This window comes from Aquabacter cavernae (genome assembly GCF_003993795.1).
GTDB classification, from domain to species: domain Bacteria; phylum Pseudomonadota; class Alphaproteobacteria; order Rhizobiales; family Xanthobacteraceae; genus Aquabacter; species Aquabacter cavernae.
This window is the reverse complement of sequence record NZ_RWKV01000016.1, coordinates 31269-48029: the sequence shown is the minus strand read 5'-3', so window position 1 is coordinate 48029 and position 16761 is coordinate 31269. Positions and strand designations below refer to the sequence as shown.

Here is a 16761-nt window from a genome sequence, read left to right as displayed (position 1 = left end):
CCCCGGGCATCCACGCCTCTGCGTCGAGCGTGAACCCAGTCGAACCCCGTGGGTGGCCGGGGCGAGCCCGGCCGTAACGCCACTTTCCGAGAGAACCGTCCCGACCGCTTGAAAGTCGTTGCCCTCCAGGGCCTTACGGAAAGCGCTGGAGCGGGTGGTATTGGTAGAGGGAGAGCTTCCCGTCCGCCAGCAGGTAGGCGCGGCCGAAGGGATAGGTCTGGAGATCGACGAAGGCGTTGTAGAGGACGGCTCCGAGCGGGGGCTTGGCGCCGGGCTTCCGGCAGGGAACCTCCACAGCCAGCGGCGCGCCCACGGAATAGCGCCGGCCGCGCTCCACCCCGGTCACCGTGCCTTCCACCTTGCAATTGCCATAGGCCGCTTCCGGCCCCGTTACGGTGGTGACCTTCAGAACGACCACATCGGGAGCATTGGCGCGCGCGCGTTCGTAATATTCCGGCGCCATGAGCGCCAGGGACGGCGAGGCGGCGAGGAACAGGCCGAAGAAGGCGATGGCTGCCGCTGCTTTGGCGGCCGCTCCTTTGATGTTTGCTTCCCTTGCGGAAAGCAGGGCACGGCACATGCTCTTCTCCCTGTAATGAATCAATCATATCACGGTCGCAGAACGTGTCGCCTGTTTGATCGGCGGGCATTTCCGGCTAGAAGGGCGCATGCTCGACCCGTCCGCCTCCCTTGCCGCCGCTTCGTCCGGGGGCCCCGATTATACGCGCCGTCGTACCTTCGCGATCATCTCGCATCCCGACGCGGGCAAGACCACGCTGACGGAAAAGCTGCTGCTGGCGTCCGGCGCCATCCGGCAGGCGGGACAGGTGAAGGCGCGCGGCGAGCGCCGCCGCACCCGTTCGGACTGGATGGAGATCGAGCAGCAGCGCGGCATCTCCGTGACCTCCTCGGTCATGACGTTCGAGCGCGACGGCATCGTCTTCAACCTGCTGGACACGCCGGGCCACTCGGACTTCTCCGAGGACACCTATCGCACCCTGTCGGCCGTGGACGCGGCGGTGATGGTGATCGACGCCGCCAAGGGCATCGAAAGCCAGACGCGCAAGCTGTTCGAGGTCTGCCGGCTGCGCGACATCCCCATCTTCACCTTCATCAACAAGGTGGACCGCGAGGGCCTGGACCCCATCGGCCTGATGGACGACATCTCCGCCACCCTGGCGCTGGATCTCACCCCCTTCACCTGGCCCATCGGCATGGGCGTGGACGCGCGCGGCCTCATCGACGTGCCCGGAAAGCGGGCGCTGCTGGTGGAGGAGCGCGGCGGGCCGCTGACCCGCGTGGTGCCGTTTGAACATCCGGAAGACCTGATCGGCCTCGAAGGAGTGGAGGAGCGCATCCTCAATGAGAGCGTGGAGGGCCTGAGCCTCGCCCTCGGCATCCTGCCGCCCTTCGATCTGGAGAGCTTTCGCGAGGGGCATCTCTCCCCGGTCTTCTTCGGCAGCGCCATCAAGGAGATGGGCGTGCCGGAACTGCTGGCGGGCCTGGGCGGCTTCGGCCCGAGCCCGTTGGCCCGCTCGGCCAATGGCCGCACGGTGGAGCCGCAGGAGGACAACGTTTCCGGCTTCGTCTTCAAGGTCCAGGCCAATATGGACCCCAACCACCGCGACCGCGTGGCCTTCGTGCGCCTGTGCTCGGGCACGTTCAAGCGGGGCATGAAGCTGTTCAATGCCCGCGAGAAGCGGCAGATGGCCATCGCCAACCCCATCTTCTTCTTCGCCCAGGAGCGCGAGACGGTGGACGAGGCGGTGGCGGGCGACATCATCGGCATTCCCAATCACGGCCTCCTGCGGGTGGGCGACACCCTGTCAGAGGGCGAGACCATCCGCTTCGAGGGCATTCCGGACTTCGCGCCGGAAATCCTGCGCCGGGTGATGCTGGGCGACCACATGAAGACCAAGCAGCTTCAGAAGGCGCTCCAGGACATGGCGGAGGAGGGCGTCGTGCAGGTGTTCCGCCCCATGGCGGATCCCCTGCCCATCGTCGGCGTGGTGGGCACGCTCCAGCTGGACGTTCTCGCCTCGCGGCTGGAGAAGGAATATGGCGTGCCGATCCGCTACGAGACGGTATCCTTCGTCACCGCCCGCTGGGTCTCGGGCGAGCATGCGGAAGTGGAACGCTTCACCGAAGGCAACCGCTTCTCCCTCGCCCTCGATCGCGACAATGCCCCGGTCTATCTCGCCCGCAGCCAGTGGGTGCTGGACCGTGCCATCGAGGAATGGCCGAAGCTGAAATTCCTGGCCGTGAAGGAGCGTGGCTGAGGCCCGCCCGCCTTACTTTAATGCCGGCCTTGCCGGCGGAACGATCCTGAGAGGAAGCCCATGTCCCACGCGCAACTGGAAACCATCATCGACGACGCCTTCGAGAAGCGGGCCGAGATCGACTTCTCCACCCGCGGCAAGGTGCGCGAAGCCGTGGAGCAGGCGCTCAAGATGCTGGACGCCGGCGAGGCGCGCGTCGCCGCCCCGGCCGCAGACGGCTCCTGGACCGTCAATCAGTGGCTCAAGAAGGCGGTCCTGCTGTCCTTCCGCCTCAACGACATGAACATCATCACCGGCGGCCCCGGCAGCGCGGCGTGGTGGGACAAGGTGCCGTCCAAGTTCGAGCGGTGGAACAGCGCGGATTTCCGCAAGGCGGGCTTCCGGGCCGTGCCGGGCGCCATCGTGCGCCATTCCGCCTATATCGCCCCGAACGTCGTGCTGATGCCGTCCTTCGTCAATCTCGGCGCCCATGTGGGCGAGGGGACCATGGTGGACACCTGGGCGACGGTGGGGTCCTGCGCGCAGATCGGCAAGCATGTGCACCTCTCCGGCGGCGTGGGCATCGGCGGCGTGCTGGAGCCGCTCCAGGCGGGCCCGGTCATCATCGAGGACAATTGCTTCATCGGCGCCCGCTCCGAGGTGGTTGAGGGCGTCGTGGTCCGCCGCGGCTCGGTTCTCTCCATGGGCGTCTTCCTGTCCGCCTCCACCAAGATCGTGGACCGCGAGACCGGCGAGATCTTCATCGGCGAGGTTCCGGCCTATTCCGTCGTGGTGCCCGGCGCGCTGCCCGGCAAGCCGCTGCCGGACGGCACCCCCGGCCCCTCGCTCGCCTGTGCGGTGATCGTGAAGCGGGTGGACGAGCAGACCCGCTCCAAGACCTCCATCAACGATCTGCTGCGCGACTGAGAGCATGCGGTAATTCCGCGGAAAAGTGGCGAAACACGGCTTGCCAGAGCCATGTGAACCGCTATATTCCGCCGCCTCGCCTGGGGTTGGTGCTCTCAACCGGCACCGTTCGCGTCTGCGGACCCGAGGCGAGGGTTTGCGGCTCCGGCATTCCCCTGGAATGTCCTGCTGCCGCAAAACCCCGCGCGCCCAGCGCCTGCGGAGAGGTGGCCGAGTGGTTGAAGGCGCACGCCTGGAACGCGTGTATACGGGAAACTGTATCGAGGGTTCGAATCCCTCTCTCTCCGCCAGCTTTAACCCATTGATTTAATTGATGTTTCATGAGCGACGCGGGCCTTCGTACCCGTGAGTGTACTCGCGCCATGTACCTCGATAGACGCCAATTCGGGCTGCGGTTCCAGATTCGGATTCCGTCCGACCTTGTCACGCTGTTCGGCTCGTCGCCAATCCGTATTCCGCTCGGGGCCATGCCTCTCCCAGCGGCTCGTCGGATCGTGAGGATCATGGCAGGGTGGGTCGAACTTCGATTCTCGGCAGCAAGAAACGGCGACTTCATGGGCAAGGACGATCCGCGCGACGAGCTGATACGGACACTCGAGGAGATGCTGATTCAGTCCATCGCGGATGCGGAGGCCATTGCCGAGTCTGCGGAGAGGCGTCGTCTGGCCGATCTCAAGGCCCTGGAGCTTCGCCTCCTCACCGACCGGTATCAGGAGCAGAAGCGTACAGCGGCCTTCGTGTCCGATGCCTCGGAGAGAATTCTAGCGATCCGCGACACTGTGAAGGAGGCAAGTCGTGCTGCGGGAAGTCAGCGGCTGAATGCCATCGAGGCGACGGTCTCTGAGCTTGCCGGGCGGATGCAGCACTTTACCGGCGGGCCAGCGGGGCCGCTCTTGTCTTCAACCATAACCCCTTGGATTGAGAACCAAGTGATCAAGGGAACGGACCCACGGCGCGTCCGAACATTGGAGGCGAGAATTCGGAACTTCATGAGCTTCGCTGGCGACAAGCCTGCTGGAGCCTATACGTTTTCCGATTTCCAGCATTTTGCCAACGTTCTCGTTCGAGTTCCCGAGAATTGGTCGAAGAGAGAAGAGACGAAAAATTTAACGCTCGCCGAATCCGCAGAATACAATGAGTCTCTGCCAGAAAATAGGCGATCATCGACCTTAACGCGAACCTCTATCGAAGCGAATTATATTTCGCCGCTCCGTGGAATTTTTAGATACTTGTCTGCGCAACATAAGTTCTTTAATCCACTGAGCGCACCCGTTTCTATTTCGTCCAAGGCGACCGAGTCCGTAACTCGGGAGCCATTCTCCGTGGAGCAACTGAACATCTGGTTCGCGGCAGCCGCGCGAGAAGTCCGGCCGGATCTGAAATGGCTCCCTTTGCTCGGTACGGTAACCGGTGCTCGCGTGGGGGAGCTGGTCTTCCTTCAGGGGAAGGATGTCTATGAGATCACGCCGGGGCTTTGGGTAGCCGACCTGAGGACGGATCTTCTCATGCTGGGCGGCAAGACGGTGGAACGGAAGATCAAGACGAAGCAGTCCCGCCGTACCTTTGCCTTGCATCAAATTCTAGTCGACGCAGGTTTCGTCGCGTACGCGAAATCTCGCACTGACGACCAATGGATATTCCCTCATGCGTTTCGCTCCGGGAAAGGTGGTGCAGTCGAGCGTCCCGCCGATGCGGCATCGAAACGTCTCAATCGACGTCTTCGGGAAATTGGAATCCACAAGCCTTACGAGCAGACTTTCCATTCCTCGCGGCATACCGCGAAGGACATCATGAGCATCGCCAAGGTCGACGAGCGGACTTCGGACCGTCAAACCGGCCACGCCCCGAAAACCGTTGGCCGCCGTTATGGCAAGAGCCAATTGCGGGTCGATGAAGTCAAGGTCCTCGCGGCACTTCCCCTCCTCGAGGGGCTTGACGTCAGCCCCTACTTGGTGACGGCGTCGAAGACCACTCAAGCGAGATAGCCCGCCCCAAAAAGCGAACCCAATCTTGGCTTCGACCCAGCTAGAAGATGCGCGGCTAGCTCCACCTAGTGTCCCAAGGTCTCGCCGGGGAGGTCCGCGCTGATCCCCGAAGAGGTGGGTGGCCGCAACCGAGCCGAAAGCCCCCGTGAGCCATGATTGGCGTCGCCGCGCGCGCGAAGGGCATTTCGTGCGATTTTCTGCGCACTCTTGAGATAGTCAGACCATAGCCCGACGGCTCGACATGGATGGCGTCGTCCGGGTGATCCCCTTCACCAAGCGGGCTTGACCCATTCGCCGCCGAACCACAGCCTTGAATTGAAGGCCCCCTCGGTCATCGCGCTGGCAGGCGCTCGCGAGGGGGGTGTGAACGAGGTCTAGGATGATCACCGGCATCGCACGCGTCAAACCTGCCCGTCGCATCGACGGGTGACCGCCCGGCTCGGCATTCCCCCGAGCCAGTCGACGCCTTCCTCTGATCCGAACCGTCAACAAATTTTGCCTCTGCCGGACGGCCCAGTCCGGGAGTTTGAAACCCGTTGGGCCGAAGAGCGGTGGCTGCGCGAAGCCATGTCGGACTGGCGGCCACCGAAGCGTGGCAAAGCCACGCCAGAGAACCAGCTCTTCATCGAGCGATTCATCGCCAGGCGCGAGCTGATTCACCGGCGGCTCGCCGAGGGCTTCAAGTTCCACGGCGGCAACATCGGTGGGCGTTGGCGCGAGCCATTCCTGGAGCAAGGGCTGCGGTCTGACGCTAGCCATGTCCTCCGCCGCATCGTGCAACTCACTCCACGCCAGAGTGAGATGCAGGTCGGTCGCTCGAAAGACGTCATGTCCAATACCGACGCCAAAATTCTCGGGCTGGATGAACCTTGGATTGTACTCAACCGTGAGGTCCGCGGCGCCTTCCGGATAGACCTCGATCACACGTTCCCGTCTTGGGCTGCGCTACAATACGAATTCGAGCAGCTCCGGCTGCCGTGCCTGCCCCATGTCGTCGTGGGTTTCGAGGACGACGATGGGAGGATCGAGCGGCCACATGCCATCTATCTCCTCCCGTACAACCAAGGCACATGGTTCTCCAACGATACCCGCTGCCGACGGGACATCATGTCTTTCTGGCGCGGTGTCCATGCAGGGATCACGAAGGCGCTGCTTCCGCTCGGCGCCGACCCCGGTGCCCTCTCCAATGCCATGCGCTTCAAGAATCCCTTGAGCCCGTTCTGGTCGATCGCGATTTGGAACGAAACCACATTTCCCAATCTCAGCGAGTGGGGGGATTGGGTGGATACCCGGGCCAACCGGCGGACGATGATCCGGGAGAGCGCCTCGATGCTCGCTGGGACAGACCGCAAGGCGTCCAACGTTCTCTTCGCAACATTCCAAGCGTGGACTTACGAAACCCTCAAGGCGCTCCACCGGGCCGAAAGTGTAGATTACCTTGAGGCGATCCGTACCGGCGACAGAGACGCCCTTGCCCAGCAGCTCTTCGAAGCGCTAGTGCCCCGCGCCAGCGAGAGTGCGGAGCATCCGAAACAGGCGCAAGCGATCCTCTACCGCGTCGTGGATTATGCAGCTACGCGTTGGGCTCCCGATCTATGCAAGCCCGACAAGACAAGAGATAGCGGTGCCTGCGCGAACGAGGTCGTCGACGTTCAGGGCGTCAGTGCCCGGCAGGCTATCGGTGCGCATTACACCCATGGGCTTCGCCGATCCCGATCAGCGGAGGTGGTCCGGGAAGCCATCGAAGAGGGGCAAGCTTCCGGAGAGACGGTCACCGTCGCAGGTATAGCGCGCCGCACCGGTCTGGACCGAAAGACTGTCCGCACGAATTGGCCCGCCGGAACGACGCGGTGACGCCTGCCATCACGGGTAGAAATCCCCAATGATTGGGGATTTGAGAACATTCTGCCGTTGTCCGTAGAACAGATCCTTGCAGGATGGTCCCGCCAATGGCCAAACGCCTACCAAGTAACGACACAATGGCGTCCGACGTCGTCGTCCGCTTTGACTACGACCAGATCCCGGCCGAGCAACGAAAGGCACTGCGCGCGGACGCAAACGCAATCCGCAAGAGCTTAGTTCAAGCGCTGGGCGCACTCATGGACATCGGCGAGCGATTGGAGAGGTGGCGCGACGTGCTCCCCCATGGCGCATGGCGGCCCTGGATACTGGCCGAAACGGGAATGTCGGAGCAGTGGGCAAGGGATGCGATAAATGTATTCCGATGCTTCCGGGATAAATCGATGCTGCTGGAGGATCTTGCGCTTCCGCAGACCGCCATCGTTCGCCTTTCAACAGCACCCGAAGCAGCCCTTGAGGACGTTCTTGACCGCGTGAAGGAGGGCGAGAAGCTCCAGGTGGCAGACGTCGACAAGATCGTGAAGACACATCGCAAGAGACAGAAGGATGATGAAGCCGCGGAGAAGGCCAAGGTCATCCGGGCATCCCCGACGGCGGCCGATACGCTGCGGGAAATGGCCAACGAAGCTCGCGACGAACTAGTGCCTCAGGTCATCGACCGCATGCTGATCGTGCTCCGGATCATTGAGGATGCCGAGGCGCTGCTGGCATCGACCGGGAAGTACAGTCTCGGCAAGCTCCAAAGCGAACTACACGCTCGCGCTAAGTGGCTCACCGATGCCCTGGAACAGGTCACGCAGCGGCGGGCAACCACCCCTACCAAGGCAGTCCATACGACGCTGCTTGACCGAGTCGAGCATGCCCCCGGGCCATGGGCGGACGCCGCAGCTTTCCTTCGCGATATCGGGCATTCGAGCTTCTGGGAAGCGACCAAGGCAGCGGATGTCCCCGCGCTGATCGCCCGGGGCAAGAAAGCGCTGCACGGCGTCCTCTCCTCGAACGAACGCGAGAAGGCTTCGGCAGCTCGGGCCGGGATGCGCCTCGCATTCGGCGGCCCCTGATACTCCGACCTTCCCGATGGAGACGAGCGCCTTCATGCTTCTCAATTTCAGGTGCACCCGCCTGTCCGAGACCGTGAAGAGGGGGTGGGGAATATGGTCTATAGTAAAAAAGAAGCCCCACCACGGCGCCACGATCATGGTGACGATCTACCCATCACGGTCCGCTAGTCTCTCCTCTCCGAAATGGCCTGTCGAAAGCCCCTTTCTCTCTGGCCACTCCCTCCTCATTCCCAAGACAAAGACCGGCAACGATGCGTGCCGGGCCAATGGCGTTACGCTGCTCGACGGAGCGCAAATGAGGTACCGTCCGTAGAGGCCACCTGCCCCATCCGGAACATGGCCTGGAGAACATCGGCCACCGCCGCTCGTACCTTCGGAGCGGACTTGAAAGTGGCGGCTATGGCGGCGGCGTCGAGCGGCCCGGCGGCCTGCATCAAGACGCCCATAACGGCGATGGTCTGGTCTCGATCGGTCTTCGGGAAAGCCGGACGCCCGCCCGTCGCCGCTTCGGGGACTTCGTCTCCGAGATCGGCTTCGAGCTGCTTCGCCTTTTCGGCGGCGGAGCCGAAGCGGGGGATCTGGTAATCCGGCCGCAGCCAGCGCACGAGGCCGCGCTTCTCCTCCGCCGCACGCTCCTTGTTGAGCGCGACAAGGCGGGCCAACACCTCCTCTTCCGGGAGGTCCACGGGCCAGCCATAGGCATCGGCCACGGCGGCGTCGATCTTCTCGTGCAGCTCCTTCAAGATGAGGATGAGACCATCGTCGAAGATGCGCCGCTCCTTCGCGTCTAGGTCGGCGGGCGCAGCCCCGGCCTTCAGGCGCTCCAGTACATTGTAGAGCCCCGTGAGGGTGAGATGATCATGCGCGGCGAGCACGCGCTTGCGGTGGGCGTCGAGCTCTTCGGCGAGGTCGCGGATTTTAGCTTTCTGAACCGAGGTGACGATAGGAAAGGGAAAGGTATCAAAGGTACGTGTCTTCACGTAAACAGAGTCATTGCCCACCCCTAACCAGCCGCATGTTCTAAGAGTCCAGGTAGTATGTACTCTCGATGACAGAATGCCTAGGTGATGTCCCCCATCCAAGCCAAAAACCATAAGCTTTTGATCAGGCATCAAATCATTGGACATGTACGAAAATACGCGATGCTTAGAAGTTTGAACTGTTACAATAAATCTATATAAATTATTTAAGAACGATCTCATTTCTTGTCTTGGCTTGCAAAATAACCACCAAAGCCTAGCATACTCTTGAGCATCTTTCGTTTTTGAACGAACTGCAGACAATTCTCGCTCTGGCTTAACCGTTTCAAGAAGATGTTGATAAATTTTTGGAAAATGAGACCGGACGGAATCTATATCTAATCCATAGAAGTCAATTGCGTAAACATCACGCGATCGCTGCGCGATGTCCCGCCCATTTCGATAAGGCCGAATGTGACGCTCCACCCCTCGTCCGAGACCGTAGCCCATTCGGCGCGCTTCGCTGGCTGACAGGATAAAGCCCGCCCCCAAAGGTTTCATACCATTTGAGCACAGATGGCTGTTAGCCACGAGTTCGATTGCTTCGCCGACATCTACCCCCACGGTCAGATCCGAATTGATCGTTCCCGTCCGGTCGTGGAAGGTGATGATCGGCGCATCAGTGTCGATGCCGTCCTCGCCTATCACCTCGCGCAGCAGGCCCTCGCGCTTGCCGTTCGCCGCCACCGTCATGGCGATACGCACGGCGGCGCTGTCCCTGTCGGCCTTGGTCCAGGGATGGTCGGGAATGGCCATCACCAGCGACAGCGGCTTCTTGGCGGCGAGGTAGCGCTCCATCACCCGGCGTTGAAACACCTGGCTGATGGAATTGGTGGTGACGAAGCCGAACCGACGCAGCGCCGTGCCCTTACGCAGCAGGATGTCGGCAGCGCGGTCCCACCAATACATGACGAAGTCCGCGCTCTCGTTCATGTGCGGATGCGCCGCCCACAGAGCCTCGGTCTTGGCGTCCCCGAGCCGCGCGCGCAGATCCTTCCCGCCGATGAAGGGCGGGTTGCCGACGATGAACTCCGCCTTCGGCCATTCCGGCATGCACGGGTTGGGATAGGCCTCAGCGCGGTCGACCCACTGCGGCGCCGGATAGCCGTCCCAGGTCAGCACCGCATCCAGAGAGTGGATGTTCTTGAAAGCTCGCAGGATCGGCTCGCTGGGCTGGCCGCCGCGCGTGCGCACATGCCACTGGAGATGGCCGATCCACAGCACCAGCTCAGCGATGGCTGCGGCGCGGGGATTAATCTCCAGCCCGAGGAACTGGTGTGGGTCGACCGAATGGCCCTCGAGGCCGATCAGCGCCTCCTGCCCGCCGAGGTCCGCCAGCGCCTCAAGCACCTCGCCCTCGAGACGCTTCATCAGTTCCAGCGAGACATAAAGGAAGTTGCCTGTACCGCAGGCCGGGTCGAGAACCCGCGTGTCGCACAGCTTGTCGTGGAAGGCCTTCACGGTTGCTGCCGCGTCCTTGCCGCGCGCCGCCGCCTTCTGCCTCTCGGTGGTGGAGAGCACCTGCGCCCATTCCGCCCGCAGCGGGTCGATGATGGTGGCAATGACCAACCGCTCCACATAGGCGCGGGGGGTGTAATGGGCGCCGAGGCGCCGCCGCTCGACGGGATCGAGCGCCTGTTCCAGCAGGGTCCCGAAGATGGCGGGCTCGACGTCGCGCCAATTGTATGCCGCCGCCGCCCGCAATTCGCCAATGGCCCTCTTGTCCAGCGGCAGGGCACGGCGGTTCTTGAAGAACTCGCCGTTGAAGCGGCGCACCTTGGTCTTGATGGTGGCCGTGAACCCGCCCTCGTCCATGGCCCGCCACAAATCCTCGAGCATGCCGGGGAAGATCCCGGGATCCGCTTCGCACTCCTTGAGCAGGGCCTTGAAGCAGTCTTCCGGCAGCAGGCCCACGTCCTCGGCGAACATGGTGAAGAGGACGCGCATGAGGAACATGGCCACCTCCTCGGTCGCGTAACTCTCTTTCTCCAGTGCCTTCGACACAGCCGCCAGCCGCTCGGCAATGTCGCGCGTGACCCGCGCGGCGTGGCGGGAAGGATCGAGCGTCATGGGCTCGGTCCAGATGGCCTTCAGCCGCGCGCGGACGGCATCGTCGCGCAGATCCTCCAGATAGATGCGGAAAGAGGCGCGATCCGGAAACTGGTCGTAGGCCTTCCCGTCGCGCCGGAAATTAGCATAGACCTCGATACAGTGGCCGACGTCGCAGACCAGTACGAACGGCGGCGGCTCGTGGGTCGCGGGAAGCAGGCGCACGTAGTCTTCGGCCTGCCGCCGGGCATTCATCATCAGTACGTCCCAAGCCCGGTCGGCGCCACGACGCCCGCGCGTCTTCGCGCCGCCATCCTTAGGGGCGTCGGCCAGCTTCTTGGCACCGGCGAAACGCGACTGCTTGGCCTCCAGGATGAAGCAATCACGCTTGTAGAGGTCGATGCGTTTGGACGAGACAGCACCGTCGCGGCCGATCTCCTTCACCGCCCGCTCGAACACGTAGTCATTGCTCTCGGAAGACGCACCGGCGGGTTCGGGCGGGGCCAGCCCCAGCACGGCGCAGAGTTCCGGAAGGAAGAGCGCGTAATTCGCCCGCTCCTGCCCGCCCTCACGCCCCTGCCAGCGCGCTATGAACGCTTCAACCGCCGCACTCATTCCCGACTCCCCCAAAGCGGGGAAGACAGTAGGGGAACTCCTCGTCGAACGGCAACCGCGCAGCCTGGGGCAGTCCCATGGGCTACCGAAAGGCACGCTCTCCGACCGCTTGTCGTTTCTCCGCCGGCGATCGACCGTGGGTGAGCCAGCCGTCGTTGCATCTGCCTGCGGCAGTGCCCCGATGCTGGCAAGGGGGAGGAGTTCCCTCCCCCGTTGACCCCCACTCACGAGATGGAGCCGAGCATGGAACCGATCGAAGGCTCTTCCTCCGGAGCGAAGCAATGAAGCCCGGCGTCTGCATTCGTCTTGCTCCAGACCTGTTCGCCTCCCTCGAGGCAGCCGCTTCACGAGCAGGGTTGTCAAAGGCGGGCTGGGTCCGGCAGGAAATCGTCCGCGCCCTCCCCAACCGTAGTGAATTCCATTCACTGCCCCCTTCGCCTCCCCGACGACCCGCCACGATCCCGTCCGCCGATCTCGTCGAGGTCAGCACCCTCGCGGCAGCCATCGCCAGAACCGGCGGGGCGCTCGTCCAGCTTTGCCGCGTTCTCCGGGAAACAGGGCACGCGGCTCATACCGACACCGAGAACGCCCTCGCAGACCTGAGATCCGTGCAGTCCGACGTTGCCCGGCTCGTTTCCCGCCTGAGCCGTTGACGTGATTGCGGGCTCAACGCGAGGCGCCGGCGGTCCCGCCCTGAGCCGCCACCTCCTGAGCCGCAAGGGAGGTCAGGAGGTTCGGTTGCTTGAAGCCCGACACCTAGTCTCCGCCGATCTGAAATCCCAGATCGCAGAGCTCGTCGCCGTCTCCCGGCGCGGTCGCACCGATCGGCCTGTTCATCACCTTCATGTCGACCCTCCCATAGGGGCTGACGGAGAGGCGGTCACGAACGCCTTCCTGGCGGCCTATGAGCGTGAATTCGACCTTCAGGATGCCCCTCGCTGCGGCGTGGAGCACATCAAGAGCCGGCGCACGCACTACCATGTAGTTTACAGCCTCGTGCGCCCGGACGGAAAGGTCACGGACCTCTCACATGAATACGCCCGCCGCGAGAAGGTGAGCCGTCTCGTCGAGCATGAATGCGGCCTCCCCTTCGTGCGCGGCAAGCACAACCGCGCCGTCCATCAGGCCCTTGTGCAGGATGGGCGTCGCGACGTCGCCAATGCGATGGAGGCCGCGGGATTTCTCGGCGGCCGCCGCCCGGTGGCCACTCAAACTCCCCGAGAACGGGGGCAAGCTGACCGCACCGGCACCCCGATCACCGAGATACGCGCTGCTGCTCTTGTTGCCTGGCGCAGTTCCGATGACGGCCCGGCCTTCGCCGCCGCCCTCGCCGATCAAGGTCTGCGTCTCGCTCGAGGGGATCGCGGCCCGATCGTCATTGACCGCACCGCAGGCGTCCACGGTCTCACCCGCATCCTCGCTGCCGCCGCTCGAGAAGACGGCAGGAGGATCGTTGCCGCTGACGTCAGGCGACGTCTCGGCTCCCTTTCTATGCCCAATCAGGAGGAACAGAACGATGCCCGACGACACCAGCCGCCCGAGGTCTCCGGGCGAGGCCATCTTCCGGGAAGCCCGTGGCGCCCACGAGATCGGGCGCAGCCTCCTGCCGCTCCTGAGCCTCCTCGAGGAGCCCGAAGCGTCCGGGAGTCTCGACGAGATCAAGTCGCTGCTGAAGACGATCGTAGCGATCTTGGGACAGCACTCGGAAATGCTCACGGAGATCCAGGCACGCGTACCCGCTGGACCGCTTCCGATCGGGCGACGGTAGCGCTTCTTCGTCGGATCGACGTGACCAGTATCCGTTCCAACGCGGAGGCCATTCGGCTGCGCCCGATGCGTCGTTCCATCCGCGATCGTGCAACCGCGCTCGCTCTCTCCCGTATCGACATCGGGGCTCTGGCTGACGATGCCCAGCGGATCCTCGTGCCGGCTACCGCCGGCAGCATTTTCCCACATCCTGAATCCCAGGCACGGAGGGATTCAACGATGGCGATCAAGAGGTTCGGCCCGACCGGCCACAAGCAGGATTACAAGACGAAGCTGCTCGCAGCAGCAGTCCCCGGCTTCGACGCCACCGGATGGGGCGACGATCTGCACATGGTGAAGGCCGGCGGTCCCTCCACGCCAACGCGGATCCTCATGCGTGATCGCGGCTGGGTAGAGATAGATCGGAAGGCGGGCGTCGTCAGGACCTGGGGGCCCGTCGGCCGGGCGGGAACGTTGGCGGAAGAACTGGCTGCCGCAGGCGGCTGGGACATCGAACGCCTCGTGCCAGCGGGTGAGGCCCGCCGGATTGGTGTCACGACGCCACGCCCGACCTCCGTTTCGGCGCACGTCACTGAAAGTCTGGTCACGTGGTGGCGTGAGCGCGGATACGATGCGACGCCGACGCCCGATGGCGCTTGGGTCGACGCGGGAGGTGCTCATCTCCACGATACGGGAGACCACGTTGAACTCCATGGGCATCTGAGTCCGGAAGCCGCCAGAGCCATCATCCTCAAGGCCAGTGAGGCTTGGGACGGCGATGCCGAGCTTTCCGGCCCGTGGAGCCGCGCCGACCGTGACATGCTCTGGCTCGAGGCGCAGCGGGCAGGCGTCGAGTTGCATCGGTGCCAGCCTTCCGATGTCGCCCAACGCGCATGGGAGGCTGAGGTCCGAAAGGCCAAGGAGCACGACGTCGCTGTCGGCCTCGTTCGTGCCGGCAGTCGAGAAGCGGAGACCTTGCGCTCCGCCGCCGCAGGAGACATCGCAGCGCTCGGAAGGCTGAGCCCGCAACTCCGGGCATTCGTGAGCTCATATCTCGACGATGACCAGCGCCGGGAACTCGCCGAAGCCGAGCCGGTAGACCTCATCCCGGAACTTGGCCGCTTCCGTTCACTCGGTGCAGAAGAGCTCACGATGCAACGCCGCCAGTCCGATCCTGAGCAGCTTTCCCAGGAGACGAAGGACACGCCGGAAAGCGACGATCCCGGCAGCCCCAATCTGGCGATGTGACGATGCCCGATCGCGCAGCATCCCGTCTCCGTCGATACGTCATCCGGCGGGCCACTGGTGATGCCCATCACGAATATGTCCGTTACGATGGCGACCTCGGGGCTTGGTTGCTGTGCGACGGACGATCCGCCAGCAGCCATGATCGATGGCGGCGCATTCGGCTTCCGGGACAGCGGTGGTGTCCATTCCTCGGTCGCGATGTCACCATCGCTTCGGATACAGCCCTCCAGGCCTTCTTCGAAACGATCCCCGGCGACGAGTGGCGTCGCCGGGAAATCGAAGTTCGTTGCCGCCCCTCCCACTGCCTGAGGGAATGGCGCGAAAGGGGAAACCGGCTCATTCAAGCTGCGCGGGCAGCCGCAGAAGGCAGGCTTCTCCCGGGGCGCCTTTCCGGCTGGCCTGCGAGACGAGGGTCGGGATCGCGATCGCTTCTTGAGCAGCGCTGAACGCGGCCGGATCGGGATGATGGATCATCCATCCCGACCCATGATATGCGCTGTATGGCCTCGCAACGGCCCCGCCTGATCGCTCTCCTACGGCCGATGACGTTCTGTCCAATCGCTTCTACGACCTCGTCCATTTTTAACCTGAGTCCCTTCCACATTGCTTCAAGATGGCGATGGGGGACGGCGACCATCCTTCTTCACGCGGCAGCCCTTCCAAGCTCCCAGCCTTCATCTCCTAGGAAGCGGAGACACACTTTGAGACCATCGAAGCGAGGACAGGCATTCTCTTCCTATGCTTCGGAAGCTTCCTCTGAGGGAAGGATCGCGGCGAGTTCCTCCTCGACGTCAATTCCATAGGCAATCGCCAAGGTTCCGACGTGAATTCCGAATGACGCCCGCAACTCCCCGAGGGCGACGAAGAATCCGGCCTGCTCGTCGCCTATCCGATCAGTCCAGCGACCATATTGGCCGCAGATGTTCCTGAAATCTGGTCGTGGCTCATCAAGGAACTTGCGGCAGGCCGCACGAAGTGCCCGCGCAGTGGCTGCCGCGGGAGAGGCCTCAGGAAGGCTCTGGAGGGTTCGCGTTAACTCCTCCCTGATGAGGAGAACAGAGGCTTCGACCTCACTGGGAATTTCCAGGCAGTATGGGACGTATAGAACCCGGCGGTCCTCAAGGAAGGTCACGAGACGCCTGACCACGTCCCGCTCCAGCGTGGGAGGCTCCCACGAAACCCCGAATATGGGTGTCGAGAAACCCGTAAGACGCCCAATCAGGGATTGGAAAGCACGACGCGCCTTCGACATCATTTGGTATTTTCCTTGCCCAAATTAACAAGACGATACCCATTCCCGAGATCGATGCTTTCGCCCGGTCCTGCGCGGGCAACCTCGACCAAGCCGTTAGGCAACTCATCGACCTTGCGCCAGACCATGCGGCCCAATTGATAGGAGGCGATAGAGGGGAAATCGGGTTCCTTTCTGTTGGGATCTACGGGCGATTCAAGAAGCACCTCTCGTACGAACCGGCCGAAATGAAAAATCGCCAGAGGACCACCGTAATCCGTCCACTTCACCCGCTTTCCATGAATCCCTCGGGTCTTAATTTCGATGACGTCTTCGATGGCAAACACCCGATCTACGCAATCGGAATCGATGGACCAAACAGGATCAACCATTGAATGCGCGAAAGCATTTCGAATCATTCGGCTGATCTGGTACGCGGAAACAATTTTGGTATTTTCGTTGCTTTTTGTATTTGGAAATACGTTAACCAAGGCATCGCGAATTGTGCTCACCAGCGCGAACATGGCAGTATCTTCGAGCAAGCTTGCGGCAAGAGGAGCTTGATCGGATCTCAATCCGAATTCGCGATAAGATACGCGATGCCTTCCAAAGTTCCATTCTACGGGAACATCAAGCGTCTGCAATTCGTTGCACACCGCCAGATGAACAGTGCAAGCTAGTCTGAATTGATTCTCCGCCAATTTGATGCGATTAACGTAGTCATCTCTCGCATCCATGGAACCCTCCATTGAAAAAGGTTGA

At 62.7% G+C, this 16761-nt stretch carries 13 protein-coding genes, 1 tRNA gene and 1 pseudogene; 9 read left to right on the top strand and 6 right to left on the bottom strand.

The window, feature by feature from the left end; translation table 11 throughout:
* Positions 1-133: 133 nt before the first annotated feature.
* Complete coding sequence (locus EJJ38_RS15955) at positions 134-580, bottom strand: hypothetical protein (RefSeq protein ID WP_127091144.1); 447 nt, start codon at positions 578-580, stop codon at positions 134-136.
* Between the two features lie 88 nt (positions 581-668).
* On the opposite strand from EJJ38_RS15955, the gene EJJ38_RS15950 reads away from it, so the two are divergent.
* From EJJ38_RS15950 to EJJ38_RS15925, 6 genes are all read left to right on the top strand, one after another.
* The gene (locus EJJ38_RS15950) at positions 669-2279 is read left to right on the top strand and encodes a peptide chain release factor 3 (RefSeq protein ID WP_127091143.1); all 1611 of its coding nucleotides are present in this window, start codon (positions 669-671) and stop codon (positions 2277-2279) included.
* Between the two features lie 60 nt (positions 2280-2339).
* Positions 2340-3185: a 2,3,4,5-tetrahydropyridine-2,6-dicarboxylate N-succinyltransferase gene (gene dapD / locus EJJ38_RS15945; RefSeq protein ID WP_127091142.1), complete on the top strand. Its 846-nt coding sequence runs from the start codon at positions 2340-2342 to the stop codon at positions 3183-3185.
* A gap of 200 nt (positions 3186-3385) precedes the next feature.
* Positions 3386-3475 (top strand) — tRNA-Ser (locus EJJ38_RS15940).
* A gap of 72 nt (positions 3476-3547) precedes the next feature.
* Positions 3548-5170: a site-specific integrase gene (locus EJJ38_RS15935; RefSeq protein WP_164738538.1), complete on the top strand. Its 1623-nt coding sequence runs from the start codon at positions 3548-3550 to the stop codon at positions 5168-5170.
* Positions 5171-5596: 426 nt separating this feature from the next.
* Complete coding sequence (locus EJJ38_RS15930) at positions 5597-7024, top strand: hypothetical protein (protein WP_245454285.1); 1428 nt, start codon at positions 5597-5599, stop codon at positions 7022-7024.
* A gap of 95 nt (positions 7025-7119) precedes the next feature.
* Positions 7120-8091, top strand: coding sequence for a DUF3102 domain-containing protein (locus EJJ38_RS15925; protein WP_164738537.1), 972 nt, complete (start codon positions 7120-7122; stop codon positions 8089-8091).
* A gap of 272 nt (positions 8092-8363) precedes the next feature.
* Here EJJ38_RS15925 and EJJ38_RS15920 read toward each other — a convergent pair whose 3' ends face one another.
* Positions 8364-11774: a class I SAM-dependent DNA methyltransferase gene (locus tag EJJ38_RS15920; protein WP_127091139.1), complete on the bottom strand. Its 3411-nt coding sequence runs from the start codon at positions 11772-11774 to the stop codon at positions 8364-8366.
* Positions 11775-12428: 654 nt separating this feature from the next.
* Here EJJ38_RS15920 and EJJ38_RS20910 point away from each other — a divergent pair.
* Positions 12429-12800 (top strand): annotated as a pseudogene (locus EJJ38_RS20910) (relaxase/mobilization nuclease domain-containing protein); the annotation flags it as partial.
* On the opposite strand, the gene EJJ38_RS15910 reads toward EJJ38_RS20910, so the two are convergent.
* Positions 12801-13304, bottom strand: a complete 504-nt coding sequence (locus EJJ38_RS15910; RefSeq protein ID WP_127091137.1) for a hypothetical protein — start codon at positions 13302-13304, stop codon at positions 12801-12803.
* On the opposite strand from EJJ38_RS15910, the gene EJJ38_RS15905 reads away from it, so the two are divergent.
* On the top strand, positions 13291-13542 hold the full coding sequence (locus tag EJJ38_RS15905; protein WP_127091136.1) for a hypothetical protein: 252 nt from the start codon (positions 13291-13293) through the stop codon (positions 13540-13542). The two genes, EJJ38_RS15910 and EJJ38_RS15905, sit on opposite strands and share 14 nt — an antisense overlap.
* Before the next feature lie 20 nt (positions 13543-13562).
* Positions 13563-14768 carry an LPD7 domain-containing protein gene (locus EJJ38_RS15900; protein ID WP_127091135.1) on the top strand — a complete coding sequence of 402 codons (1206 nt, stop codon included), beginning with the start codon at positions 13563-13565 and terminating at the stop codon, positions 14766-14768.
* Between the two features lie 336 nt (positions 14769-15104).
* On the opposite strand, the gene EJJ38_RS20355 is transcribed toward EJJ38_RS15900, so the two are convergent.
* From EJJ38_RS20355 to EJJ38_RS15890, 3 genes are all read right to left on the bottom strand, one after another.
* On the bottom strand, positions 15105-15242 hold the full coding sequence (locus EJJ38_RS20355; RefSeq protein WP_164738536.1) for a hypothetical protein: 138 nt from the start codon (positions 15240-15242) through the stop codon (positions 15105-15107).
* Between the two features lie 262 nt (positions 15243-15504).
* Positions 15505-16023 (bottom strand): DUF6650 family protein, encoded by a 519-nt coding sequence (locus EJJ38_RS15895; protein WP_127091134.1) that lies wholly within the window; start codon positions 16021-16023, stop codon positions 15505-15507.
* A complete protein-coding gene (locus EJJ38_RS15890; protein ID WP_127091133.1) occupies positions 16020-16736 on the bottom strand; it encodes a hypothetical protein in 717 nt (238 codons plus the stop codon). The genes EJJ38_RS15895 and EJJ38_RS15890 overlap by 4 nt, the downstream gene beginning before the upstream one ends.
* Between the last annotated feature and the right edge of the window lie 25 nt (positions 16737-16761).

Excerpts from the sequence above, each read along its gene's own strand:
- EJJ38_RS15955 (WP_127091144.1), bottom strand. The coding sequence starts at position 580 with ATGTGCCGTGCCCTGCTTTCCGCAAGGGAAGCAAACATCAAAGGAGCG.
- EJJ38_RS15950 (WP_127091143.1), top strand. The coding sequence starts at position 669 with ATGCTCGACCCGTCCGCCTCCCTTGCCGCCGCTTCGTCCGGGGGCCCC.
- dapD (WP_127091142.1), top strand. The coding sequence starts at position 2,340 with ATGTCCCACGCGCAACTGGAAACCATCATCGACGACGCCTTCGAGAAG.
- EJJ38_RS15935 (WP_164738538.1), top strand. The coding sequence starts at position 3,548 with ATGTACCTCGATAGACGCCAATTCGGGCTGCGGTTCCAGATTCGGATT.
- EJJ38_RS15925 (WP_164738537.1), top strand. The coding sequence starts at position 7,120 with ATGGCCAAACGCCTACCAAGTAACGACACAATGGCGTCCGACGTCGTC.
- EJJ38_RS15920 (WP_127091139.1), bottom strand. The coding sequence starts at position 11,774 with ATGAGTGCGGCGGTTGAAGCGTTCATAGCGCGCTGGCAGGGGCGTGAG.
- EJJ38_RS15905 (WP_127091136.1), top strand. The coding sequence starts at position 13,291 with ATGCCCGACGACACCAGCCGCCCGAGGTCTCCGGGCGAGGCCATCTTC.
- EJJ38_RS20355 (WP_164738536.1), bottom strand. The coding sequence starts at position 15,242 with ATGATCCATCATCCCGATCCGGCCGCGTTCAGCGCTGCTCAAGAAGCG.
- EJJ38_RS15895 (WP_127091134.1), bottom strand. The coding sequence starts at position 16,023 with ATGATGTCGAAGGCGCGTCGTGCTTTCCAATCCCTGATTGGGCGTCTT.
- EJJ38_RS15890 (WP_127091133.1), bottom strand. The coding sequence starts at position 16,736 with ATGGATGCGAGAGATGACTACGTTAATCGCATCAAATTGGCGGAGAAT.